The 24,888-nt window shown below is 42.9% G+C and carries 21 protein-coding genes; 5 read left to right on the forward strand and 16 right to left on the reverse strand.

The features are described 5' to 3' along the window. Positions 1-52: 52 nt before the first annotated feature. The 3 genes from WKF66_RS05300 to WKF66_RS05310 form a co-directional block, all read right to left on the reverse strand. The gene (locus WKF66_RS05300; protein WP_489673378.1) at positions 53-2,902 is read right to left on the reverse strand and encodes a PVC-type heme-binding CxxCH protein; all 2,850 of its coding nucleotides are present in this window, start codon (positions 2,900-2,902) and stop codon (positions 53-55) included. 36 nt (positions 2,903-2,938) lie between these two features. Then, the gene (locus WKF66_RS05305; RefSeq protein WP_489673379.1) at positions 2,939-3,577 is read right to left on the reverse strand and encodes a 3-keto-disaccharide hydrolase; all 639 of its coding nucleotides are present in this window, start codon (positions 3,575-3,577) and stop codon (positions 2,939-2,941) included. Between the two features lie 242 nt (positions 3,578-3,819). Next, complete coding sequence (locus tag WKF66_RS05310; RefSeq protein ID WP_489673380.1) at positions 3,820-4,248, reverse strand: secondary thiamine-phosphate synthase enzyme YjbQ; 429 nt, start codon at positions 4,246-4,248, stop codon at positions 3,820-3,822. A 46-nt stretch (positions 4,249-4,294) separates the two neighbouring features. Here WKF66_RS05310 and WKF66_RS05315 point away from each other — a divergent pair, with 46 nt between their 5' ends. After that, entirely contained in the window at positions 4,295-5,020 is a 726-nt protein-coding gene (locus WKF66_RS05315) for a hypothetical protein (RefSeq protein WP_489673381.1), read from the forward strand. Positions 5,021-5,025: 5 nt separating this feature from the next. On the opposite strand, the gene WKF66_RS05320 is transcribed toward WKF66_RS05315, so the two are convergent. Next, a complete protein-coding gene (locus WKF66_RS05320; protein ID WP_489673382.1) occupies positions 5,026-7,809 on the reverse strand; it encodes a family 78 glycoside hydrolase catalytic domain in 2,784 nt (927 codons plus the stop codon). Between the two features lie 55 nt (positions 7,810-7,864). Between WKF66_RS05320 and WKF66_RS05325 the strand changes: the two genes are divergently transcribed. Together WKF66_RS05325 and WKF66_RS05330 are read left to right on the forward strand one after the other, a co-directional pair. Continuing rightward, positions 7,865-8,908 (forward strand): phosphotriesterase family protein, encoded by a 1,044-nt coding sequence (locus tag WKF66_RS05325; RefSeq protein ID WP_489673383.1) that lies wholly within the window; start codon positions 7,865-7,867, stop codon positions 8,906-8,908. Positions 8,909-8,975: 67 nt separating this feature from the next. Then, a complete protein-coding gene (locus WKF66_RS05330; RefSeq protein ID WP_489673384.1) occupies positions 8,976-9,794 on the forward strand; it encodes a glutaminyl-peptide cyclotransferase in 819 nt (272 codons plus the stop codon). Here the strand turns inward: WKF66_RS05330 and WKF66_RS05335 are convergent. The 4 genes from WKF66_RS05335 to WKF66_RS05350 are packed head-to-tail and all read right to left on the reverse strand — an operon-like array spanning position 9,751 to position 13,921. Then, the gene (locus tag WKF66_RS05335; protein WP_489673385.1) at positions 9,751-10,644 is read right to left on the reverse strand and encodes an SMP-30/gluconolactonase/LRE family protein; all 894 of its coding nucleotides are present in this window, start codon (positions 10,642-10,644) and stop codon (positions 9,751-9,753) included. The two genes, WKF66_RS05330 and WKF66_RS05335, sit on opposite strands and share 44 nt — an antisense overlap. A gap of 10 nt (positions 10,645-10,654) precedes the next feature. Beyond that, positions 10,655-11,422, reverse strand: a complete 768-nt coding sequence (locus WKF66_RS05340) for an SDR family NAD(P)-dependent oxidoreductase (protein ID WP_489673386.1) — start codon at positions 11,420-11,422, stop codon at positions 10,655-10,657. A 6-nt stretch (positions 11,423-11,428) separates the two neighbouring features. Then, a complete protein-coding gene (locus WKF66_RS05345) occupies positions 11,429-13,144 on the reverse strand; it encodes an IlvD/Edd family dehydratase (protein ID WP_489673387.1) in 1,716 nt (571 codons plus the stop codon). Between the two features lie 45 nt (positions 13,145-13,189). After that, on the reverse strand, positions 13,190-13,921 hold the full coding sequence (locus tag WKF66_RS05350; protein ID WP_489673388.1) for a porin family protein: 732 nt from the start codon (positions 13,919-13,921) through the stop codon (positions 13,190-13,192). 110 nt (positions 13,922-14,031) lie between these two features. Between WKF66_RS05350 and WKF66_RS05355 the strand changes: the two genes are divergently transcribed. Further along, on the forward strand, positions 14,032-14,952 hold the full coding sequence (locus tag WKF66_RS05355; RefSeq protein ID WP_489673389.1) for a cation diffusion facilitator family transporter: 921 nt from the start codon (positions 14,032-14,034) through the stop codon (positions 14,950-14,952). Here WKF66_RS05355 and WKF66_RS05360 read toward each other — a convergent pair. From WKF66_RS05360 to WKF66_RS05395, 8 genes are all read right to left on the reverse strand, one after another. Next, on the reverse strand, positions 14,936-16,198 hold the full coding sequence (locus WKF66_RS05360) for a sensor histidine kinase (protein WP_489673390.1): 1,263 nt from the start codon (positions 16,196-16,198) through the stop codon (positions 14,936-14,938). The two genes, WKF66_RS05355 and WKF66_RS05360, sit on opposite strands and share 17 nt — an antisense overlap. Next, complete coding sequence (locus tag WKF66_RS05365; protein ID WP_489673391.1) at positions 16,182-17,555, reverse strand: sigma-54-dependent transcriptional regulator; 1,374 nt, start codon at positions 17,553-17,555, stop codon at positions 16,182-16,184. The genes WKF66_RS05360 and WKF66_RS05365 overlap by 17 nt, the downstream gene beginning before the upstream one ends. A 20-nt stretch (positions 17,556-17,575) precedes the next feature. Beyond that, complete coding sequence (locus tag WKF66_RS05370) at positions 17,576-18,757, reverse strand: ABC transporter permease (protein WP_489673392.1); 1,182 nt, start codon at positions 18,755-18,757, stop codon at positions 17,576-17,578. A gap of 22 nt (positions 18,758-18,779) precedes the next feature. Continuing rightward, complete coding sequence (locus tag WKF66_RS05375; protein ID WP_489673393.1) at positions 18,780-20,012, reverse strand: ABC transporter permease; 1,233 nt, start codon at positions 20,010-20,012, stop codon at positions 18,780-18,782. Between the two features lie 2 nt (positions 20,013-20,014). Next, positions 20,015-20,680, reverse strand: a complete 666-nt coding sequence (locus WKF66_RS05380; RefSeq protein ID WP_489673394.1) for an ABC transporter ATP-binding protein — start codon at positions 20,678-20,680, stop codon at positions 20,015-20,017. A gap of 10 nt (positions 20,681-20,690) precedes the next feature. Then, a complete protein-coding gene (locus WKF66_RS05385) occupies positions 20,691-22,166 on the reverse strand; it encodes a TolC family protein (protein WP_489673395.1) in 1,476 nt (491 codons plus the stop codon). A 7-nt stretch (positions 22,167-22,173) separates the two neighbouring features. Continuing rightward, complete coding sequence (locus WKF66_RS05390; RefSeq protein WP_489673396.1) at positions 22,174-23,418, reverse strand: efflux RND transporter periplasmic adaptor subunit; 1,245 nt, start codon at positions 23,416-23,418, stop codon at positions 22,174-22,176. Between the two features lie 390 nt (positions 23,419-23,808). Then, positions 23,809-24,369: an arylesterase gene (locus WKF66_RS05395; RefSeq protein ID WP_489673397.1), complete on the reverse strand. Its 561-nt coding sequence runs from the start codon at positions 24,367-24,369 to the stop codon at positions 23,809-23,811. A gap of 140 nt (positions 24,370-24,509) precedes the next feature. On the opposite strand from WKF66_RS05395, the gene WKF66_RS05400 reads away from it, so the two are divergent. Further along, the gene (locus WKF66_RS05400) at positions 24,510-24,836 is read left to right on the forward strand and encodes a metallophosphoesterase (RefSeq protein ID WP_489673398.1); all 327 of its coding nucleotides are present in this window, start codon (positions 24,510-24,512) and stop codon (positions 24,834-24,836) included. Positions 24,837-24,888 lie beyond the last annotated feature (52 nt).

Here is a 24,888-nt window from a genome sequence, read left to right on the forward strand (position 1 = left end):
CAATTTCCACTAGAAACAATAGGTAAACCGATAAGGTTTTAGCGGTCCACTTCTACTTCATTTTATGCTGACTATGGTCCATCTTCATCGTACCCATTTGCTGGTTAAATGCATCCAATACCTTTTTAGCATCAGGTGTATTAATAGCAGTCAAACGATCTTTAGTGAAGGTCAGTAACCTTGGTGCTTTAGCTTTTGCCGCAATTGCCAGGGCCCTGTTCATATCAACAGGAACGGTTGGTTCTAATGCATACCAAAGCATCAAAGGAAGGTTGTGGTCATCTTTATCTTCTTCATGCTGCACCAGAGCCTCTAGTATTTCAAATCTCTTACCTGGATCAACGCGCTGTAGTGCAGAGGTTAAATACAACCTCACCATTGCTGAGGGGTCTGATGCCGCGAGTTCCGCAAATCGCTTCATGGCAGCAGCAGAAGGGTTCTTGTCTTCGGCAATTAGTTGGATCGCCCAGCTTCTCACGTATTCGCTGGTATTGGATAGCAAGGCTAACAGGTCCGTTTCTTCCAGGCCTTTCGTTACATGCAAAGCCCAAAGTGCACGAAGCTTCCTGGTCTCATCCGGGTTATTGGCTAAAAATTCTTTCAGCATTTTATGAACTTTCTTGTTCGGACCTCTCTCCTGTAATATCTGGCGCGCTTCTCTTACATACCATTCGTTCTTATTCAACTGGCATTCTACCAATTCTTTGTCTGAAGCCTTGTATAAATCTACCTTCTTCCACTGGTCGCTCGAATGGCTGATCTTGAAAATCCTACCCATCGTTTTCTGGTGAACATCAGGATTCGGACTGTGGCACTGATTTTTATCATACCAGTCTATAGCGAACACAGAGCCGCTCTGGTCATATTTAAAGTTCAGCCATTGAGACCAAGTGTCATTGGTCAATAAAAAATCTTCGCCATGGCTTGCAACATAACCAGATCCTTTACGTGTAAGCACGTCCATATTGACTCTACTTCCGTGGATGTTGTTCATGAAGATATTATTGCGGTATTCAGCTGGCCATTTTTCACTACCTAAATAGATCATGGCACCAGCGTGTGCATGACCGCCGCCTTTAGAATTAGACCTGAAATTACCTGCATGCGGACCTCTATCGCCGATCCAATGTACATGGTCGCCCATTTCTTTAATGTCATCATAAGTGTAAGGATTGAAGTGGTTTCCTGCCTGGCGGAGATACCTCGCTCCTTGAATCATTTGAAACATGTGGGGAATTACGCAAACGGTCACAAATGATTGTCCGTAGTCATTAAAATCTATACCCCATGGATTACTGGTACCTTCGGCGAACAATTCAAACTTTTTTGACGTTGGGTGATACCGCCAAACCCCAGCATTTAATCTGGTTCTTTCAGCATCGGTTGCGCCCGGAGCACCTACATTGGATTGCGTAAATACGCCGTGCGTTCCGTAAAGCCATCCATCCGGACCCCACTTTAAGTTGTTCAACATCTCATGAGTATCCTGATAACCCCAACCATCAAGTAGAATCTGCGGTGGACCAGCAGGTTTATCCGTCTTCATATCAATTGGGATAAACAATAGATTCGGTGCAGCGCCCAACCAAACGCCCCCCATGCCGACTTCAATTCCTGTTACAAGATTAAGCCCTTCCATAAAAACAGTCCGTTTATCCAGCGTTCCGTCTCCATTGGTATCTTCCATAATCAAGACCCTGTCTTTGCCCTGCCCTTCAGCAGCGCGAATTGGGTAAGTATGGGCCTCAACAACCCATAATCTGCCTCTCGCATCAATGGTAAAACTAATTGGACGAATGATGTCTGGTTCAGCGGCAGCTAATTTCACGCTGAAACCGTTTTTAGTTGTCATCGCTTCTGCGGCTTTTAAACCAGATAGCCCGGAATTAACTACAGGATCCAGCGGCGGAAGAATTATAATATCCTCTTTCTTTAACTCGTTAGAAAAGTTGGGACGGGTAGCGTAAAACAGAAAATCATCGAAATTAATATGACCCCATATATCGTCGCCAATGTATGGGATCTGCGATATACCGGTCTCATTATCTACAATGCGAATGAAGATCTCCTTGTTCATCAGCTCTTTCATATCAACAACTACCGGTTGAAGCGTCGCCCTACCTGCACCTGTGATTTGATAAAACACTTTTTTGTTATCGGCCTGCACCAATTCCACTCTGGTATCTTGTAAGGCGCCACCCGACACTTTAAATGAAGCAAAGGGTTGTGTGACCAAAAATGGCACGGAGGTTAGTGTTCCAGTCTTTTTATAATTTTTAGTACCTCCGCTACTCACAAAATAGGCACTACTGATACCGGTTTTTACGTCCTTTTCATAGACAGAAGCAATATCTGCTCCAACCAGCGGACTAGTAAACGCATCTCCGGTAGCTGTCCAGTCTTCAAGTGTAGCCTTTTCGAAGTTCAGGTTCAGCGTTTTAGTTCCTTTTTTTGGCAGCATCCCTGCAACGACAACTTCTGTTTTAACTGCACCTTCTGTTACCTCAATCTTTCCAACCATCCCTGCAGCCCGATGCCCTGGAATACTGCAAAAATAGACATCACTTTTATCTGCACGGAATACTACGCTCGTGGTATCGCCTTTTTCAACAAGCGTTTTGCTTTTTACTCCAGCCTTTTCGATCGCAATGTCGTGCGTCATTAATTCGCCATTGACTAATTTTATACGTACCAGCTCTCCCTTACTCATTTTTAAAGTAGGGTTGCGCTTTCCATCCTGACCTATATATCCTAGCATAGTGGATTCAAGAATAAATTCCCTGTCGAATTTAACCTCCTTTCTTGAGGATATAAGTTTTAATGCGTCGCTTTTGAATGCATAGCTCAACGGAATTATAAGCACAGCAGTTAGAAGAGTAATGATGTAACGTTTGGTAGTCATGATATATTTGGTTTATTTGTGTTTAGAATTTGGGAGCTATTTGAGCCTTTGCAAAATGATGTCCTTGTATTGGACCTTAGTCTTGCCACCTCCATGAAGTTGGAAGGCAATATGCCCAGACTGCGGAATACTTTGATCCTGTTCAGTGTAGTCAACCGTTTGCTTGCCATTAAGAAAGATTTGAATTCGCCGGCCTACAGTCCTGACTTCATAGTCATTCCAGTTATTGAGCTTCAGTATCGATTTAACTTTCTCCGGATCAGCGGTCGCGAGCAATTTGTTCCTGCGTGATTCATCGTATAACGATGCCCAAAACCCTTCTCCAATATCGGCTTGATAACCAATCATTTCAAAGTTAGGATCGGTGATGCGCTGACTGTGGAATTGCACGCCCCCATTTACAAAGCCTTCCGTCCCAGTAAGCTTAAATTTTAATTTAAGGCTGTAGTTGGAGTATTCTCCATCTGTCTTGATAAACTCATTGTGCAGAACCATTTCAATGCCATTTCCACCTACGATAGCACCATCTTCAATGGTCCATGTTTTACCCAGATCACCTTGCCAACCCTTAAAGGTCTTGCCATCAAACAGCTTAACTTTTTTTCGGAGGTTTTGAGCATTAGAGAACGAAATACAGGAGAGCGTAACTGCAATTAACAAGTAAAAAATCTTCATACAGACGTTTGACGTTTATTATTTGGTTACGGCGCTTTAAAAGGCATTGAAAGATAGAGAATTACTTCCAATCGCTCAAGACAAATCTAGAATATTTTTCGGATGTTGCTCGTGGTTTCCAGGGCCTTGCTAGGGCCTTGCTAGGGCGTTGCTAGGGCGTTGGTATATCCCTTAGCCCTAGATACGGCCTAACAACCCCTCAGCAACGCTTACTTAAGGATTAACTGAACACGAATAAATGCCTATAATGTGCTACCCCAGGCAGTAATTACGAGGTTCCTCTGCCCAGCCTGGTTTCTATGCTCACAGAGATAGATGCCTTGCCAGGTACCAAAAGCCAGCCTTCCGCGCGTGATTGGAATTGTTACTGAAGAACCGAGCAGCGCCGCTTTTAAATGAGCAGGCATATCATCGGATCCTTCATAGTCGTGTTGATATTCTGGGTCGTCCTCCAATACCGTCTTGTTAAAGTACATTTCAAAGTCGGCTCTGACTGTTGGATCTGCATTCTCGTTGATTGTTAAAGAAGCAGAGGTATGCTGAATAAAAACCTGGCAAATGCCAACCTTTAACTTAGAAATCTCTGGCAAAGCTGCTTCCAGTTCTGCAGTAATTAAATGAAAGCCTCGTCTTCTGGCTCTTAAGCTTATTGTCCGCTGAAATATTTCCATATGCTATTATTTGTACCTATCTTAAGACAACAAAATACATCCAAAAATGAGAAAACTATTTGTAATCGTAGTCCTATTTTTTGCAATCATCAGCGCTACCCTGGCACAATCCACCGCAGTGACAGGCGCCTGGCAGCTCACAAATGGAGAAGAGACCCATTATTTATTCTTCCAGGATAACTTTTGTTTTTATACGCTTAAACAAGGAAAAGCATTTGTCATGAGCCAGGGTGGTAACTTCGAGCTTTCTAACGGCAAACTGAATGTGAAGGTACTTTACAACAGCAGCGATTCTACAAAAGTGGGTGAACAAATGAGCATCCCTTTCTCCGTACCAGGTAATCAACTGGCATTGCAAATGGAGCAGGGCGAAATTAAGTTTAGCAAAGTAGACGAAGGGAAGGCTCCACTGGCCGGAGTATGGAAGATCACCGGGAGAATGGGTGACGATGGAAAAGTCGCAGAGATCCATCAAACGGGCAGCAGACAAACCTATAAAATGCTTACTGGTACCAAATTTCAATGGGTGGCTATTGATCCGGATAAAAAGCTGTTTGCCGGTACAGGAGGTGGGTCATACACGTTTAAAGATGGAATATATACGGAGAACATTGAATTCTTTTCAAGGGACAATTCCCGCGTGGGCGCTGCGCTTAGCTTCGACGGTAAACTGGAAGGCGACAAATGGCATCACAGTGGTTTAAGCAGCAAAGGAGACAAAATTTACGAGGTCTGGGGAAAAGCGAAACAGCTACCGATGCGAGATCAATGATTATTTCAGCTCCTTTTAAACTGCAATTTGTAATTCCCGGATCCAAGGTGATAAGTCTTAAATCCATCTTTCATCCCGGCATCCTTAAAGCCTATGCCTGCTCCTGATATTGTGCCTGCTTCAGCCACAGGAATTTGCAAAGTTGCGCTGGTATTAGGAGGCACCGTGATCTCATAATAAAGTATTCTATTCTCACGCTTCCAATATGTTTTAATTAACCCGGAAGGCGAATCCATCGTAGCCTTTGCCCAAGCCATCTGTTCTTCTTTGAGCATTGGTGGCCTGAGCACGAAATGCTGCATACCAGGCCTGTTAGCATCTTTTTTGATTCCAGCTAAGCCATCAATGTACCAGGCTCCCGGATAGAGATAGGAACTGTGCAGCAACGAATGCCCAGGCAAGTCTTTTTCCCACATTTCCCAAATGGTCGTTGCTCCATTCTCTTTCATAAAGCCCCAGCTAGGGTAAGTGGTTTTCGAGGTCATCGAATAGATCAAATCATCACGACCAGCTTCTCTCAACACTCTAAAAAGCATAGCGCCACCGGTAATGCCTACATTTATATGCCCGTTTCGTACCTCCATGATTTCCTTTTCGAGACGCTTCATAATCAATGGCTTTAATTCAACCGGCATAATTTCTCCTAGCAACGAAGCAGCAAGATTAGACATTGACCGGTCAGAATAACTGTGGTCATCAGCATTGTAATATTTAGCATGAATCGCTGCACTTGTTGCAGAAGCCTGCTGCTCCCAGTCTAAAGCCTCTCTGCTCTTGCCAAGGACACGGGCAATTTTGGCAGCGGTTCTGAAATTAAATACCATATAGCAATTGTTAAGGAACACAGCCTGTGGCTTGTTGTTATTCATACCTTCGGCTGTCGCACCAGGCCATAACCAGTCACCCAGAAAGTCCCAGTCTCCGCCATATCTAGTCAGCATATTATCCTTGGACTGTGTCTTTAAAAAAGCTAGCCAATCCTGAATCAATTCAAAATTTTTATTCAACATCCTTACATCACCTTCCTGCTGATAAACAAACCATGGTAACGCAACTACTATCCCACCCCAGGCCGGGCCACCTCCTCCCATGTAGGTTGGCGCACTGTGTGGTAAAATACCTTTATTTAAAGGGCGACCGCTCATTGAGCCCTTGTGAAACCAGGCCGTATCATACATATTACCCACAACGGTTTCCGTCCCTTTAACGTCCCGCCAATCTTCCATCCACTTCGTGTAAAAGGCCCCCATCTTATAGTTCATCATACCTGTCTCGCAAGTAGCATGAGCATCACCACCATACCCGAGTCGCTCACGTTGAGGACAGTCGACAATAAAGCCTCCAATTGAAAGATTTTGAAAAGTCCATTTCACCGTTTTATAGATCCAGTTTTGTAAAGGATCTGAGCATTCGAATTCTGCAGATTCCTTATAATTTGTCCGCAGCATCCAGCCCTTAATATCAGTTAGGGCAGGCTGATGCTTTAATCCCTTAATGGTAATCCACCGCCCAGAGCTGTAGTTGAAACGATTTTTGAATGTTCCTTTCCCCGTTTTACCAATGATGTAGGCGCTGTGAAGATTGAAAGTCATATCTTCCTGCTCCCGTTCTGAATATAGAAACTCCACTTTGTCGCCCGGGTCGCCACTCACATTTACAGCAGTCCAGCCAGCGAAATTGACACCCATATCCACGCGAAAAGAGCCATCTGTCCTGGCCACAATTGAGGTAGGCCTGATCTCATCAAAAACTTTGTTCGGTTCAACTTGCTGCGCAGATAGGGTTAGGTTGGGCTTGTACACAACAGCCTTTTGCCATTCTGCTTTGTCGACATCTAAGGCGTTCCAGTTAGGTTCCTCTTTACTCGCATCGTAAAGCTCTCCTCCCATCTTACCAAAATCCCAGGTGCCCAGCAGCTTGTTTGGACTTTTATGGGTTAACCAGCTTTCATCCGTTTTTAGAAGCTGCCCATCTATTCTCGCCTGGGCAATTACAATAGGAGTATTTGGTCTGGATTTTTCTATGTATGGGCCGAAAATCGACCAAGAAGTACCTAGCCATATTGCAATCACATTTTCCCCTTTTGTAAGGAATGGCGCAATATCATAAGCGACGTATCTTGCACGTTTTGTATGATCAGTTACAGCTGGCGACAGAACATCATCGGTCACTTTTTTACCATTAACATATAGCTCATGGAATCCTACAGAGGCCAGGAAGATCATGGCACGTGCCGGCTTCTTCGGGACGCTAAAGTTCTTACGAAGCCAGGGATCCCAGATGTTACAATCGCCCACTGCAGGATCATAGATCTGATCTGTACCAATCCATTTAGCCTGCCATTCTGATTGACTTAATAAACCCGTGCTCCATTGGGCAGTGTTACTCCAGGACGAAACATTACCTTTTTCATCCTTGATACGGACCTTCCAATAATATTTTTTGTCGGACACGAGTGACCTTCCCGCGTAATTGATAAGTTGCATCTGCGAAGATTTGATCCATCCGGAATCCCAGGCATCTCCTTTACCGGCCTTCAGGCTACTTAAGGAAGTACCAACTAAAAGCTGATATGAATTTTGCCCTGAACCGAATTTCTCAGGGTCACTAGTTTCAAGCGTCCAGCTTAACCTGGGCTGCCGCTCATCCAGTCCTTCCGGATCGTCTAAATATTCACACCGTAGCGCTCGTGGTGACAAATCTGAGTGCTGACTAAAAGCAGGGTTGAAACAAAGCGAGGACAAGCTTACAATAAAAAAAGCAAAAAGAGCGACTGGCTTAGTATTCATACTTTTGGTTTATAGGTGGTTAGACGAATCTAAGTAAAATTGTTAAATTCACGGAATGAAGAGACGGGACTTTATAGCTTTCCTCTGCGCTGTTCCAGCATTTGCGGGGCAGAAGTCGTCGATCAACGTTCCCGTGGCAGAACCTTTTTTGATGACAGTCAAAGGAAAAATCCACGCTTCTGAGCTTGGACACAGCTTGCCACACGAGCATTTTATAACTGACTTTGCGGGGGCTAAAAGCACTGACCATGCGGAGTATACCGATGAACGAGCCTTGGCTGTGTTGTTACCGCACCTTGAGACCATAAAAAAAGTTGGCATTAAAAGTCTTTTCGAATGCAGTCCGTCATACATAGGAAAAAATGTAAAGCTTTTGAAACAGTTATCTTCTTTAAGCGGCTTAAATATCATCACCAACACGGGGTACTATGCAGCCGTTGGACAAAAATATCTGCCTGATCATGCATACACCGAATCAGATCGCCAACTCTCTGAACGATGGATAACTGAATATACGCATGGAATTGATGGTACCGAAATCAAGCCCGGATTTATAAAACTGGGCACTGACAATGGACCTTTGAAAGAGATTGAGATCAAACTGATCAAATCAGCTGCGATAACCCACTTGAAGACTGGCTTAAAAATAGCAATACATACAGGCAACGCCGAAGCGGCAATTCAGCAACTTGACATCCTTAAGACGATGGGTGTAAAACCTTCGGCTTTCATCTGGGTGCATGCTCAGAACGATGAGAAAGGCGACACCCAGATACGTTTAGCTAAAAGTGGTTGTTGGATCAGTCTTGACGGACTGAATAGTACAGAAACCTCTTTGAGCAAGTACGAAAGTGACATCATGAGATTTAAGTCAGCAGGCCTGCTTTCAAGGTTACTAGTTTCTCAGGACGATGGGTTTGCGGTCGTCCGCAAAGATTCGGAGACAAATTTTCAGCCCTATCAAAATGGTAATACCGTACCCTATGTCACGCTGTTTACCAAACTTAAGCCACGACTGCTACAAAATGGCTTAACATTAAAAGAATTCGATCAAATTACAGTAACAAATCCATCATCTGCATTTCAGCTGAATAGGTAAACAAGTCTATATATTTACTTTAAAAAAGTACCGTTTCGAAGTTCTCTAATTTCATTAGATTTATGGCATGAAATTCAGGTCACTAATTTACATACTGGCACTGGCTGTTTTAAATAGCTGTAGCAATGAAGAAAATACTACGGAAGATGCTGCTACGGCTGTTTTACCGAATCCCATACAGAATCTGACATTTAAGCTGAATGGTACATTTCCCCATGATACGGTATCATTTACGGAAGGTTTCCTTGTCCACAAGGGACAATTTATAGAAAGTACAGGCTCACCAAGTGATAAACCTTCCGCCAGATCGCTAATTGGTATTTTAAATACCAAGACAGGTAAACTCGATGAAAAAATTGAATTGGACCGTTCAATTTACTTTGGAGAAGGCGTAGTTATTTTAAACGACAAGTTGTATCAGGTCACTTATAAAAATCAGAAAGGATTCATTTATGATGCAAACACCTTCAAGAAGCTAGGTGAGTTTAAATATGCAAACCTTGAAGGTTGGGGATTGACGACAGATGGTAAGTCCATCATTATGAGCGATGGTTCCAGCGCATTAACTTACCTCGACCCAAATACCCAAAAGCCGATCAAGACGATTACGGTGACTAGAGACGGACAGCCTTTACCTATGATCAATGAACTGGAGTACATAGACGGCTACATTTATGCGAACGTTTGGCTCACCAATGATATCGTTAAAATTGACCCTGCGACGGGCAACATAGTTGCCAGACTAGATATGAACCCCATTTACGCAGCCGAGAAAGCAGACAATCCGAATGCTAACGAAATGAATGGCATTGCTTATGACCCGGATACAAAGAAGGTGTATGTCACTGGAAAAATGTGGTCGAAGGTTTATGAGATTGCATTTTAATCCCTTTTGCGCCAAGGGATTTGATTCTGAAGACATTACCAGATTGAGGATACATTGCTAATTCAGCCTGGGTCATGTTTTCACTGGCGGAGGTTACGATTAACTCATCGAGTTCGTCGCCCGCAAAGCAACAATTAGTGACATGTAGAGCAGGAACGGGAACTACCTCGAGTAATCTTCCATTTTCGGGATTCCAACGACTAACCGCTGCACCTCCATACAAGGCAACCCATAACATGCCCTGTTCATCTATTGTCATCCCATCGGGCATTCCCATATTATTTGGGATTACAACTGCTGGTCTCTCCAATAATAGATTACCAATTGGGTCGATAAAGTAAGACATCACCGTCTTAGTTGGGGTATCAATGAAATACATCCGCTTGTGATCTAAAGAAAAGACCAAGCCGTTTGGAATGGTAAGCTGATCAAGAATTTTCGAAGGTTCCCGATTTTCACGAACACGGTACAAACTTCCAAGACCTTCCTTAACCTGCATATTCATATTACCAATCCAAAGATTTCCTTGCCCGTCAAAAGCACCGTCGTTACACCGAAGCCCAGACGCGCCGACTTCAATAGGTACGACCAGGTCCCAGTCCTGTGTCAACAGATTAAATCTTGCGATGCCATCCAGGGAACCGAGCAACAAATGATCGCCCTCTGCAGAAAGAATAACTGATATCTTATTACCTAAACGCCAGGTATTACTGCTGCCAGATACTAATCCTTGCTCATGCAGTGTGCCCGAATCAATGTCTACCCAAAACACACTCTGCCGGGCTTGATGCCAGAAGGGAGATTCCCCTAGTACATTTTGGGAGGCTGCGAAAATTGATAGTTCTGCCATAAAAGAAGCTTTAAAACGGAGATACACTTACTGCACTCCAGCCCCCATCTACCACAAGAGTCTGACCAGTTATTTGCGATGCAGCGGGAGATACTAAAAATAATACTGCGTTAGCTACATCTTCTACCGTACCAGCTCTGCCGGTAGGTGTAATACGTGCCCAGGTACTTTTGTAGTCTTCATCTGCTAACGTTCGTTCGGTAAGTGTTGCTCCTGGCGCTACGGTATTAACTGTAATGCCATATTCGGAAAGCTCAATGACAAGATTTTTTGCCAGCATCTGTAGTCCCGCTTTAGTCATTGCATAGGCCCCCAGATCTTTGTGTGCCTGAAGTCCTGTGACAGAAGACATGAGTAGAATTCTCCCACCCTTGTTTTGCCGGATCATTTCTCTGGATGCGCGTTGAGCCAGAAAGAAACTTCCTTGTAAATTAACTTTCATTACGGATTGAAAAGCATCCGGCTCATAGGTTAAAAAATCGCCAAATAAGGTAATTCCAGCATTGGCGACAACGATATTAAGCTGTCCAAATTGCTGCACAGCTTTGTCTACAAGGCTTTGGATGAGCGCTATGTCACCGGCATCGCCGGAGACTGCAACTGTTTTTTCACCGTAGTGCGCATTGATCTGAGCAGATACTTCGTTAATCAGTTGTTCATCTGTATCGTTCATGACCACAAAGGCACCATGCTTTGCAAGTTCCGAAGAAATCTGATAACCGATCCCTTTTCCGGCCCCGGTAACTATGGCCACTTGCCCATTAAACTGTGTATCCATAACTATCTAGTGTGAGTCTTTAATGACTTTACTTCCTGAACCGCCCTTTAAGAAATCGAAGTCTGCGCCGAGGTGTGCCTGTTCCACATGCTGTTGGTACAGATGCGTATAACCCCTTGAAACAATATCGTCTCCTACAACGAGTTTTCCTTTACGTTCCAAAATCTCTTCATCAGAAATTTCAAGAGTAAGGCTTCTATTAGCTACATCTAAAGTGATCATATCTCCGTTTTGAACGACAGCAAGCGTACCCCCTACAGCCGCTTCTGGTGAAACATGCAGGACGACAGTTCCAAATCCTGTACCACTCATCCTGCCATCGGAAATACGAACCATATCGCGAATGCCCTTATCAAGCAGCTTTTTTGGGATAGACATATTTCCAACTTCGGGCATTCCAGGGTACCCGCGTGGACCTACATTTTTTAATACGAGTATGTCACCCTCGTCAACATCTAGTTCAGGATCATCGATCTTATGTTTGTAGTCTTCGATGTTCTCAAATACAACTGCTTTTCCGCGGTGTTGCATCAAAGCGTTTGTGGCGGCAGAAGGCTTCAATACTGCACCGTTCTCACAAAGGTTTCCCTTAACCACCATAATGCCTGCGGTAGTATTAAAAGGCGTAGACATCGATCCAATGACATTCGGATTGAAACAGTTGCAATCGTCGTAATTTGCAGACAATGGCTTACCTGAAACGGTAATTACTTCATTGTGCAGGTGAGACCGTAACTCCTTCATTAAAGCTGGCAGGCCGCCTGCATAGTAAAAATCTTCCATGAAGAATTTGCCTGACGGCTGAAGGTTAGCAAGAAGCGGCACCCCCCAATCCGATGTATTGAAATCATCAATCGTTAGATCCACACCAATTCTGGCGGCTATTGCAAGTAAGTGAATGATAAAATTAGTGGAACCCCCTATTGCTGCGTTTACAGTAATGGCATTGTCGAACGCCTGTCTCGTCAGGATCTGGGAAGGTTTTAAGTCTTCCCGTACCATATCTACGATTCTGTTTCCAGACAAATGAGCTAATGCCTTGCGTCTGGAATCGGAAGCAGGTATTGCTGCATTATGAGCTAGTGACAAACCTAAGGCTTCTACCATGCAGGCCATCGTGGATGCTGTACCCATCACGGCGCAGTGTCCCCTGCTTCTCGCCAGACAAGATTCAGCAACGTAAAGTTCCTCGTCAGTCATTAACCCCGAGCGGTTATTCTCAAAGAAGTTCCAGATATCGGAGGTTCCTATATCCTTTCCTAGATGCTTGCCTGTTAGCATCGGCCCGCCAGATACGACTATTGTGGGAATGTCGACGCTACATGCACCCATTACCAGAGCAGGTGTGGTTTTGTCACATCCACAAAGCAATACTACGCCGTCCAGCGGATTCGCCCGGATGGACTCTTCAACGTCCATACTTACCAGGTTTCTAAAAAGCATGGCTGTTGGCTTCATCAGCGTTTCCCCGAGCGACATCACCGGAAATTCTACCGGAAAGCCACCTGCCTCATAGATGCCATTCTTTACCGATTCTGCAATCTCCCGAAAGTGGGCATTGCATGGTGTGAGCTCAGACCAGGTGTTACATATTCCAATTACCGGTTTCCCATTCAATTGATGCGAAGGAATTCCCTGATTCTTCATCCAGGCCCGGTAAATAAAACCGTCTTTACCCTTTTTACCAAACCATTCCTGACTTCTGAGTTGCTCTTTATCCATAACTTACATTATACCTGGTTAACAGTCTAATTTAGAAATATTACACTAAATGCGAATACCGACTGCGAATGTGAATGTAACGATTTTAGTGTTGGCATTGTTAGCTCCCTGAGTTTGGTTAACAAAAGTAGGACGTAGGGTATGCGTTGCCCGCAGATCCAGGTACCCTCCCAGCCTCTTTGTGGAGTTTTCGCCTGCCTGAAAACCGACAAGAATATTGTTATTGTATAATCGGACGTTATTAAGGCTGGAGTTTTCATTGGCAGCCCGGTATCCATCTCCATCTAGACCTTCCGCGTACCTCAATTTAGTTTTCCCGTGAATAGCCATCGAAGGAGCCATTCCAATATATCCAACTAACCGTAAAGAGGAAGATGCTTCCTTAAAATTATAATTGATCGTAACAGGAACTTCAAGGTAATCAATATTATAGGTGTAACGGTTTGTAGCTGTGTTTTCGCCTTCGTCATCGAGGATCACCGCATAGTTATTTTCCTCTTTATAAGTCATTCCTCTAGAACTGAAGAGAAATTCAACACCAAAAGAAAACCCTTTGGTAAGGATGAATTCTGCGGTAAGTCCGCCCATGCCTGAAATACGCGCATCACGGTCAAAGAATTCGAAGCGCGTTCCATTCTTTTGATCGAAAGGTGCGACAGACTGGGTGAAGAGTGAGAAGTTTGCGCCGATTTTGGCTCCTAACCTAATAGATTTTTCCTGTGCCTGAGTGCATAGGCAAGACAGCGTAAACGCTGCCAACATGATTAATTTTTTCATTTGAGTTTATATTTAGTTTCAATGTGTGTGTTATAAATATAATTAAAAAAGAAACTTATTTCTTCTTAGTCTCAAAATCATTTGTGTCTCTTTTCTGTTAATACCAGGAAATGAAGCCAAAAACCGCATCCAAGAATTCAATTTACAGCGCCTTAATCGCCAACTTACTAATTGCCATCACTAAATTTGTTGCCGGAGGCCTAAGTAGCAGCGCTGCGATGATTTCCGAAGGCATTCACTCTTTAGTAGATACCGTTAATCAATTGCTTCTCTTATTTGGAATTCGTCAGAGTAAGAAACCTGCAGATGCAGCTAGGCCATTTGGCTACGGCAAAGAGTTGTATTTCTGGTCGTTTATTGTATCAATATTGATCTTTGGCCTTGGTGGTGGCTTGTCGATCTACCAGGGCATTACGCACATTATTCATCCGGATGAACTTCGTGATCCATTCTGGAATTATGTTGTGCTAGGCGTATCTTTAATTTTTGAAGGGATCTCTCTTTTTATTGCCTGGAAAGAATTTAAGGCAGTTAAAGGAAATGATTCTTTGTGGTCGGCCATAATTAAAAGCAAGAATCCAGCAAACTTCCTTGTACTCTTCGAAGACGGTGGCGCTGTGCTGGGCTTGAGTATGGTTGCGATTTGCTTATTTATCGGACACAAATACAATCTGCCATGGATGGACGGATTTGCGTCACTGCTAGTGGGACTACTGCTGGTTGCAATTTCGATGATCTTAGCGAGGGAAAGCAGAAGCTTATTGATGGGTGAGGGCATCGCAGCTGAGACACAACAGAAGATCATCAAACTTGCAGAGCAGGACGAAAGTGTACTACAGGCAAGGCATGTTTTATCGACCTATCAGTCACCTGAAGAGGTAGTGTTAATGTTGATCATTGCATTTAAAGCAGAGCTAAATACGGAAGGTATTAATGCTGCTATTATCAGGATCAGAGCTTCGATCAAGGAAGCTTACCCGCTTGTAAGCTTTATCATCATACAACCGGAAGCGGTTAGAGAACTATCGTAAACGCGGTGTTACCTTGTTCTAGCGTTTTAAGAGAAAAACCATATCCATGATTATGAAGAATTTCGCGAACGAGCGTTAAGCCTATCCCTTGTCCGTCTTTCTTTGTACTGAAAAATGGACTGAAGAGCATTTCTGCATGTTCCGGGGTTATCCCTTTCCCATTATCATTGAAGACTACCTGACGCAACCCTGCATCTAGTGTAATCTTAATCAAGCCTCCAAACTCAATAGACTCCATGGCATTTTTTATAATGTTAATCAAAACCTGCTCCATTTGTAGCGCATCTGCATGAATGAGAACTTCATTAAGAGGAAGGTGTAATTCGAGACCTATTTTTTGTTGATCAGCCTTTATCTTCATCAGGTCAACGACAGTCAGGATTAGTCGATTTAAGCTCACGGTAAGCCTGTTCACCGGCGAGAGTTTTACAAGATCGGCGAAGTTTCTCATAAACAGATTTAGGTTCTGGTTGCGTTCCACAGCTACCTGTATTGCATTCTTTAAAGCAGAGCGTGGCGCATCAACCCACAAATCATCAGTTCCAAGGGCGACGTTAAGTATAGAATTAACCGGCCCCACGGTATTGTTCACCTCATGAGCCATCATCCTGATCACTTTACCGTAGGCCTTTTTTTCTGCTTCGAAGATTTCTGCAGTCAGCTCTTCTATCATAATAAAAACTCTGGCAAAGCCACGGTCAACAAAGTTGGATTTCTGAATCTTGTAGGTATTCATTACCCCTATTTTAAATGTTCTTGACTCACCTGGTTTCAAGGACTCTATATCCCTTAAAAACTGCTCTTCACCCTCTGCCAGGATTTTGGTTGCTTTTGGATTGATCTGCTTGATCTGATGGTCGTAGTCCAAAACAATGATACCTGTAGGTGACGTATAAATCAGCTTTTCGAGAAAAAAATGTTGCTCCTCCTGCCGGGTCCGCTCTTCTCTGAGCGCATCCATCATCTCATTATACACCTGGATTAATTCATCCATTTCTTTTTTACCGGTTGGCAGAAATTTAACGCTAAAGTCCCGGTCCTTAATTGCATTAATACCTTCTTTAAGGTATGACAAAGGCTGGATTAGTTGTTGGTAAAGTCCGATTGAAATGATAACCGATATAATGATGAGCACCTCTGAAATGAAAAATATAATCTTATCTTGTTTTAAGATCAAATAACTCAAACCTAGAAAAGCCAGGTGAAGTACAGATATGAACAGGATGTACTTAGTCTTCAGTCTCATTGAACGGTATCTGGTACTTCTCCAACCTACGGTAAAGTGAATTTCTTGTGATGCCGAGTGATGCTGCTGCCTTTGAAATCCTGTTTTGGTGAAATTGCATTGCCTTTTTAACCATCTCCACTTCCATCTGTTCCAAGGTTATCACGCCTACACCTGGAAGCTCCGCTTTATTCTTCTTTACAGTAGCGACTTCCAAATGAACTTGAAAATCACCAACACCAAGCTCATCAGTTTTACTTACCAAAATAGAGCGTTCAACCAAGTTCTTTAGCTGCCTGATGTTACCGGGAAGCTCCAGTTGTTGGAGCCATTTCATAGCAGCAGGGCTCACCGACAAGCGTGGACGGTTATATATTTCTTTAAGATTAGCTATGAAAAAATTCACCAGCAATGGAATATCTCCCTTACGTGCTCTTAAAGAAGGAAGCCTGATCGTAATCAGATTGATGCGATAAAGCAGGTCCTCTCTGAAAGTCTCCATGTTAACCATTTCAAACAGGTCCTTGTTGGTAGCGCAGACAACGCGAATGTCAACCTTTTTTGTCTTGCTACTTCCTAGTACTTCGTAGGTACGATCCTGAAGCACCCGCAGCAGTTTTACTTGACTGCCACTTTCCAGTTCACCGATTTCATCCAGAAAGATGGTTCCTTTATCTGCCATTTCGAATCTGCCGGTCCGGTCAAAGCGCGCGTCGGTAAAGGCACCGCGCACATGTCCGAACATTTCGCTCTCAAATAGCGATGAAGAAACGCCACCAAGGTTTACTTTGACAAACGGCTTGTTTCTGCGCAAGCTATTTTCATGAATGGCCTCTGCTATAAGTTCTTTTCCAGTACCGCTTTCTCCAAGTATGAGTACAGAAGCGTCGGTTGCTGCAACCTGCGCAATTGTTTCCAGGATACTTAGTATCTCTGGATCCTCGCCTATAATATGCTTAAAAGAGAATGAGGCATCCAGCTGGCTTCGCGTTGCATGTTTCGCCTTTGGTGCCTGCAAATCCAATAGCGTGTTTACAGATTGCAACACATGCTCATTGTTCCAGGGTTTATTAATGAAATCATTTGCACCTAGTTTCATCCCCTTAACGGCAAGCTCGATACTCGCCCAACCTGTAATTAAAATTATTGGCACCTGAGCATCAATTGCTCTGATATTACTGAGCAATTGCATTCCTTCATCACCGGAAGTACCTATGGAAAAATTTAAATCCAGGATGATCAGTTGCGGTACACGTTGATTGACAATAGCTAACGCGTCTATTGGATTATCTGCGGTAAAGACGCTGTTCCCAGAGCCGGTAAGCAAAAGCTCCAGAGATGTTCTCACTGCGATATCGTCGTCAACGATTAAAATCATATTCAAAGTTAACATACTTATTATTCTTCGTGTAATGCAATTGCCGGACGGATTCCCGCAGCTTGTCTACCGGGATAAAAAGAACAAACAAAGACTAACGTGTAGATAAATAAAACCGACAAGAAAATAGCAATGATATACACGCTGGCGGGAATGCTAAAGACGTTGAGTAATGGAAACTGGACAGCGAAGAAACAACCTAATGCCAGCGAGATTGTGGCTAGGATCATTGCTTCGAAAACAAGTTGATAGGAAACGGAAACACCGCTTGCTCCAATCGCTCTTCTTAACCCAATCTCAGACCTTCTTTTGCTGATGTTATACCAAAGAACGCCAAAGAGGCCTAAGGCAACATTAAATATTAAAAAACCTGAGATGATCATAAAAATAATCATGGGTATGTAAGTCGTCCTGTTTTTTGCGTCGCGCATTTCCTCGACATGCCGGATCTCTACGGCACTTTTAGTTGAGCTTGCCATGAATTTATACAACTTACCTTCAAAAGTTGCATCTGCATTTTCCCCTACTTTCAATAGGATTATGTGCGTATCTCTCAAGCCATTAGAATCAAGTAAAGTATACATTGCACTATTGACCGGCGAAAAATCACCGTTGGCTTTAACATCAGGTACAACCCCGATAACTTTTAGCTTATTAGAATTATCAAAATCGCCAATAAGTTTCCCAGTTGCAGTTCCTTTTCCAAACATCAGCTTCTTTAGCGTTTCATTAATTAAGATGCTTCTATTCTTACTGCTAGCGTCTTCCGGAAGAAACCATCTGCCTTCAGTCAAAGAAATATTCCAGACCTTAGTATAATCTGCCCCTACAAAAAAATTGCTTACGTTATTAAATTTCTGACCATTCTGACTTAACCCTGTACTCATGAAGCTATCAGCATAAGGGAAATTAGCACTTGAGAAAGAAACCTCTTCAATCTGTGGCATAGACTTCAATGAGCTGTGAAGACGTTCATAAAACATAGACAATGAATCGCGGTCCTTTGTCAGTTCACGATTGTCATATTCAATGGCCCAAACTCTTTTATAATCGAAGCCGGGGGCTTGGCGATAGTTCTGATAGTTATAGATCAGGTAAGAAAAGACTGCAAATATCACCAGGAAAGAAACGAGTATTTCAGATAGGAAAAGAAAGTTGTGCTTTCTTTTATTCCATGTGAGTTTAAATAAATGTCTAAACATATTAATGTTTTTTTAGTAAGTATTAACCTTTGAGCGCTTTTACAACATTTAATCTGGACATGAGCCAAGCGGGATAAACGCCTGAAATCAAACCAAAGAAAATACAGGCAATCAGGCTGTAGAACAATACAGTGAAGTTTATTTTAAGTTGCATATTTGAGATGAGACTGGCTTCGTTGATCACATAGATAACTAATGAAGAAAGACACAGGCCTATTAGCGCACCAAAAAAGGTAAGTATCAAATTCTCGACAAGGAACTGCAATACAAGTGTTTTTGATGAGGCACCAAATGCCTTTCTGACACCAATTTCGGATGATCGTTCCAAAATCCTGGTTATATTGATATTTACCAGGTTAATTGTCGGCAGCAGCAAAAATAGCAGCAAAAGTATAACAGCAGCGGATACTACCTTTGAAGTCGCGGTTTTTGTAGAATCACCTGCAATAGATCTGGTCGTATTATCAAAGAAAGAGTCGGCATTGCAGTACAATCTGTCAAATTCTTTACTTGGTAAAGGAAGCCTTTTGACCATTTGGTTGAATTCATTCTTCATTAAAGGTAGCTCAGCTTTGCTTTTTGCCAGCAGAATGCCATTGAAAGCGCCCATAAGTTCTGTACTTTTGGCGTCGCGGGAGAGTGTGTAGGGCAAGTACATATCACCTGCCAGATGGTTAAGTGTTTCCGAAACATTATCCACAACCCCTATGACCCTATAATTGATGTTATCGGCAGAGATATATTTCCCTACTACGGGTCCGCTATTTCCAAAATAAGCTTCCTTGGTTTCTTTAGATATGACTGTTATCAATTCTGCGTTGTCAATCTCCCGTTGAGAGAATGGTTTTCCTTCCAGAAAGTTATATTCTAATACATCCCAATACGCTGCATTAGTGTATTTATAAGCAATGACGAGTTTCTTGTTGTTAACATACGCATTTGATGATTTTGGACCCGAAGAAATAGCAATTTTATATACATTTTTGAGCTTGGATACATAGTGATCTAGAAAGTAATAAGAAACGTCACTCCTATTAATCCAACCTTCTTTACTGTTTTGATATTCAATACCGGTGATGTATAAGGAGCGATCTCTTTTATAATCTGGGTAATCAGGACTCAGCAACTTATCCATATAAGCGGTAGCTACTATAAGAATTGTGAGGGTTAGGCTGATCCCGAACAAGCTGATAAAAGTGAAGAACTTTCTTCGCTTTAGTACAGCTATAGCTATTTTAAAGTAATTTCTAAGCATAACTATTGAACTTGGGATCCATCAAACAACCTTACCAAACGATCCGTCTTATGCGCCATTTGCTCATCATGTGTCACCATAACTATCGTTGTACCCTCTTTTTTATTTAAGCTAATGAGTATGTCCATAACTTCATTCCCCATTACACTATCCAGGTTACCAGTCGGTTCATCAGCAAGAATGATCTGGGGTCTGCCGACAATTGCCCGTGCAATGGCCACACGTTGTCGCTGACCACCACTCAACTGATTAGGGAAGTGTTTAAGACGGTTACTAAGACCTACCTTCTCCAAGGCTTCTGTCGCCAGTTCTCTTCTTTCTTTAGCCGAAGAATCACGGTACAAAAGCGGCAGTTCCACATTGTCGAGCACTTGGAGATCATTGATCAAATGGTAACTCTGAAAAATAAAGCCCAATTTCTGGTTGCGAAACTTCGCCATTTGCTGGTCACCAAAACTACTTGTATCCTGGTCATCAATCCTTATCAAGCCTTTCGATGGTTCATCCAATAGCCCAATAATGTTCAATAACGTACTTTTCCCACAGCCGGAGGGACCCATAATGGAGAGAAACTCTCCTCGCGCGATATCCAGACTAATGCCGTTGATAGCAAGCGTTTCCACGGTATCCGTCCGGTATACCTTTTCGATGTTCTGTAATCTTATCATATCCTGTCTTTTAATATTTTATTTTCTGGTTGGTTTCAAAGTCATATAGCGAAAGGAATCTCAATTGATAGTAAGCGCCCCAAAAGTCGCGCAGCGCTGCCACAAAGTCACGTTTTGCCCGGTCATTTTCTTGAAAAGCAATACTTAGATCTGTAATACTCAGGTTACCCAGTATATAGCGCTCCGAAGCAATCTGATATTTCTCAGACGCTATCCGATCTGCCCGAACCGTCAAGTCCATTTGCTCCTGCATCATATCAAACAAGGTGACCTGAGTGATGATCTGCTGCTTAAACGTCTGTTTGTCCTGCTCTACCTCATACACCGCAAATTGCTCATTGGCCTGCGCAGTCTTCGTTCTGGATTTAGATCTTCCCCAATCCAGTACCGGAATGGAGAGCTGTAGTTCTACCGACTGCTGGCTTTTGGGCGATCGATATACATCAAATACCCGGTTAGCAGCGTTAGAAAACCCAAGATTTGCACGTAGCGTTGCTACTAAACCATTTTCCCCTTTCGCCTTTGCTACCTCGCGTTTTGCTTCTGCGAGTCGCCGGACGAAAGCGATGGCGTCAGATCTGTTCTCAAAGGCCTCCGCAATAACTTTTTCGGCTGAAACGCTAAATTGGCCTACCGGATCTGGCATCACTAAACTCAAACGCTCCTCTCCTTCGATACCACTATAGCTTTTTAAGTTTAACGCAGCAATTTCAAAATCCCGCTTAGCTGTTCCCACCGACTTCTGCGCATTTAACACTTCCAGTTGCAACTGTAAAATCTCGTTCTTAGAAATCTTCCCCAACTCGAACTTGGTGTTTGCGATATTCAGGATCTTCCCTGTATTTGCAAAGTTCGTTTGTGCAAGACGCAGGTTCACTTGCGCAAGCAAAAGATCAAAGAAGTATTCAGTTATTCTAATAGAGATTTGCTCCTGTGACTCAATATAAGCCTGTTTGCTTTCATCGAACTTTAGCGGCTCAATCTTCTTATCCCATTTTAAACTATTGTATTGTAGTAAAGGTTGCGTATAGCCCAATCCATAGGGTGTTCCATTGTATAGAACGGTATTCCGGTCAAAGTCGCTGAATCGCTGTAGTTCAGTCGTCCCGTAAATTGTACCACCTGTGGCCGCAATACTTTGCTTAAAATCTAAGGTTAATGAGGAATTGTCGTTGTGGATGGGCTGGAAGAGGATGGTCCCGTTAGGCTGCAATACCTGAGCATACGTTTTATTGTAACCAGGCAAGATCCCGCTGAGGGCCAATTGTGGCTGATAATTCGACTTGAATGTCAGCCATTCCCAGTACTTTGTTTCTTTAACAGTCACCGCTTGTTTAGCAGCGATCGAGTTTGCTTTTGCCAGTTCAACGGCCTCTTTTAAGGTGAGTTTAAGGGTATCAACCTGTGCAAGATATCCTCCATAGGAACCCAGCGAACTTCCAACCATCATAGCCAAAAACATACTAAAAATTATAATCTTTCTCATCTCCAGGCTATTTGATCAGGATCTGATGGGCATACTCATAAGCTTTCATATCTGAAGTGATGACTACTTCTCCTTGCTTCAAACCACTCAATACTTCTATAAAATCGAAATTACTCAACCCTAGCCTTACTCGTCTTTGCTCTGCCTTCCCGTTACTTAAAACAAAAACCATCTGTTCATTAGAACCTTTGAAAGCAGCACCGTTAGGAACCCTCAGTACCTTGTTTCTCGTGGCCGTCACTAAAAAAACATCTACTTTCATATTTGGGCGGAGCAGCTTGTTGTCCTTTTTATCCAGGCGGACATCAAAAGAAACGATTGAGTTGTTAACCGCCGGGGAAATATTGTTTATGCGACCACGGAGTTGTGTATCGTTGATCCTAATGATAGCCGGCATATTGTTTCTAATATCTTCCAGCTGTGTATCTGAGATACTTCCGGCAACTTTATACCCAGTTAGGTTCGCGATTCTGGCTAAAGATTGTCCCTCTGTAACACTAGCGCCGATATTTTTATTCACCCAGGTGATTACCCCATCCCGGGTGGCGATGATATCTGCTAACTTAAGTTTTCTGGTAAGCGCAGCCTGATCGCTCTTTTGAATCGCCAGAGAGATCTCAGCTTCTCTGATCTCAATTTTCATAGTTTGTTGCTTACTTCTGATTTCGTTTTCCAATTGCTGTTTTTCAAGTTCTGCAACCTTCAAGTTCAACTCAGCCTGATCAATATCCTCTTTGGTGCCACCACCTGCTTTAAAAAGCCGTTGAGCGCTTGAAACTGCATCTTTGAAATTACTGATGCGTAACTGCTTGATGCTATTATTAGATTTAATGTCGTAAAAGCTTTTCTCTAAATCCAGCTTAAGCTTGCGGATCTCATTCTCTTTCGATTCGATAAGAAATCCCAATTTGTCGTATTCGTTCTGAGCAGCAGATTTATCTAGGGTGAGGATGGACTTTCCTGCTTTAATCTTCATGCCTGCATCCATCAGCACCTCACGTATTGCTGCATTGATAGGACTGGTTAGCACTTCTTCGAACTCAGGTAATATTTCGCCGGAAGCATTTATGGTATTTTCTATGTCGCCAATTCCGACTGCCGCAGAGGTGAGTTCTGCGCGGCTAATGCTGGGTTGGATAAAAGCACGAACGAGAAATACGCTGGCAATCAGTATTACGATTGCCACTATAATGATAGTGTTGCGCTTTCTTTTACGTTTAGTTGTGATCTCGATTGCTATCGACTTATCCATTGCCTTTTATTTGGCAGGATAATTACAACAGTAATACCAATAACAATCCTTTAAAAATCAGACATTTAAGCTTACCTTGCAATTCCAAATTTGCCCGATATCGAACAAAGCGTTTATTTTCGAACAAACGCTCCATTAAGCTTGCGCAGAATTAGAACGCCGTTTATAACGAGTTCACACAGTGATGGCTGAAATACGAGATTGACGTGCGTTTAAGTGATTATGAAATGACTATAGTCATTGTCGAGTCGTCCGAAGTCATTACAGAGTCGTTACTGAGTCGTTGTTGTGGTAACTTCACGTAAGCTCTTTTCAAAGGCTGCACATTGGAAAAAACAACCCATTTCGATGGAAGGCACAAGTTACTAAAAACTCCAGATTAGAAAGATATTAATCCTGGAGAAGTTTTCTAAGTGCAGGCCAGATTCGTTCTGCAATAATTTTATAGCCAGCAGCCGTGGGGTGAATGCCATCCTGTAGGTTCAGGTGCTTTATACCTGCAACACCATCCAAAAAAAACGGCACGAACGCCATCCCATTGGCTTCTGCAACCTGTTTAAAAATTGCCCTGAATTCTGATACAACTAAACCTGGAATCCAGGCAGGTAATTCCATTCCCAATAACAATAACTTAGCTTCAGGATATTTGGCTTTTACGGTATCAACAATCCCATGAAGATTTTTTAATGAAGTCTTTGGAGGTATTCCTCTCAGTATATCATTAGCACCTAGTTCGAGCACGAAGACATCAACTTGCTGGTGCAACAGTAATCCTATGCGTTGCAAACCACCTGCTGTAGTATCTCCACTGATTCCTGCATTTGTAATGTGGTAAGGCAAATGGTTATGGTCAATCTTCTGCTGAAGTAAAGCTGGCAAAGAATCCAACGACACATTGGCAAGTCCATAACCCGCTGTCAGGCTATCGCCAAAGAAGAGTATGCGTTTCATCAATTCAAAACCCGCTGATCAGGGTTTTGTTTAAAGCCTTGCGTTTCTGAAATGTCATAAACAAAATTCATTAACTCATGCAGCCATTTGCGGCCTGAACAGGCATCGTTTTTGGTCGGCTGACTGTTTTAATTCCTTTTATGAGAATACCTTTCCTATTAATACCAGTCCTTTTCTTATTCCTTTCCTGTAACTCACTGGAATTTAGTCCCGAACAGACATCCGACCGGGATTCACCAAGAGATCTAAATGCTGCTGGCTTAAGTAAGCTGCAAAAAAACAGTTTTAAAGATGACACCATCAGGTTTGTCATCACCGGAGATACCCAGCGCTCGTATAACGAAGTGACCACACTGGTTAAAAAGATAAATCAGATTAACGGACTGGATTTCGTGGCCATGGCAGGTGATCTTTCGGAGTTCGGCGTGTTGCAGGAAATGGAATGGCTCGCCAGAGAACTAGATTAAGCTCAATGCACCATACATTTCAGTCATCGGAAACCATGACCTTGTCAATAAA

The organism is Pedobacter sp. (assembly GCF_037719805.1).
In the GTDB taxonomy this organism is placed as follows: domain Bacteria; phylum Bacteroidota; class Bacteroidia; order Sphingobacteriales; family Sphingobacteriaceae; genus Pedobacter.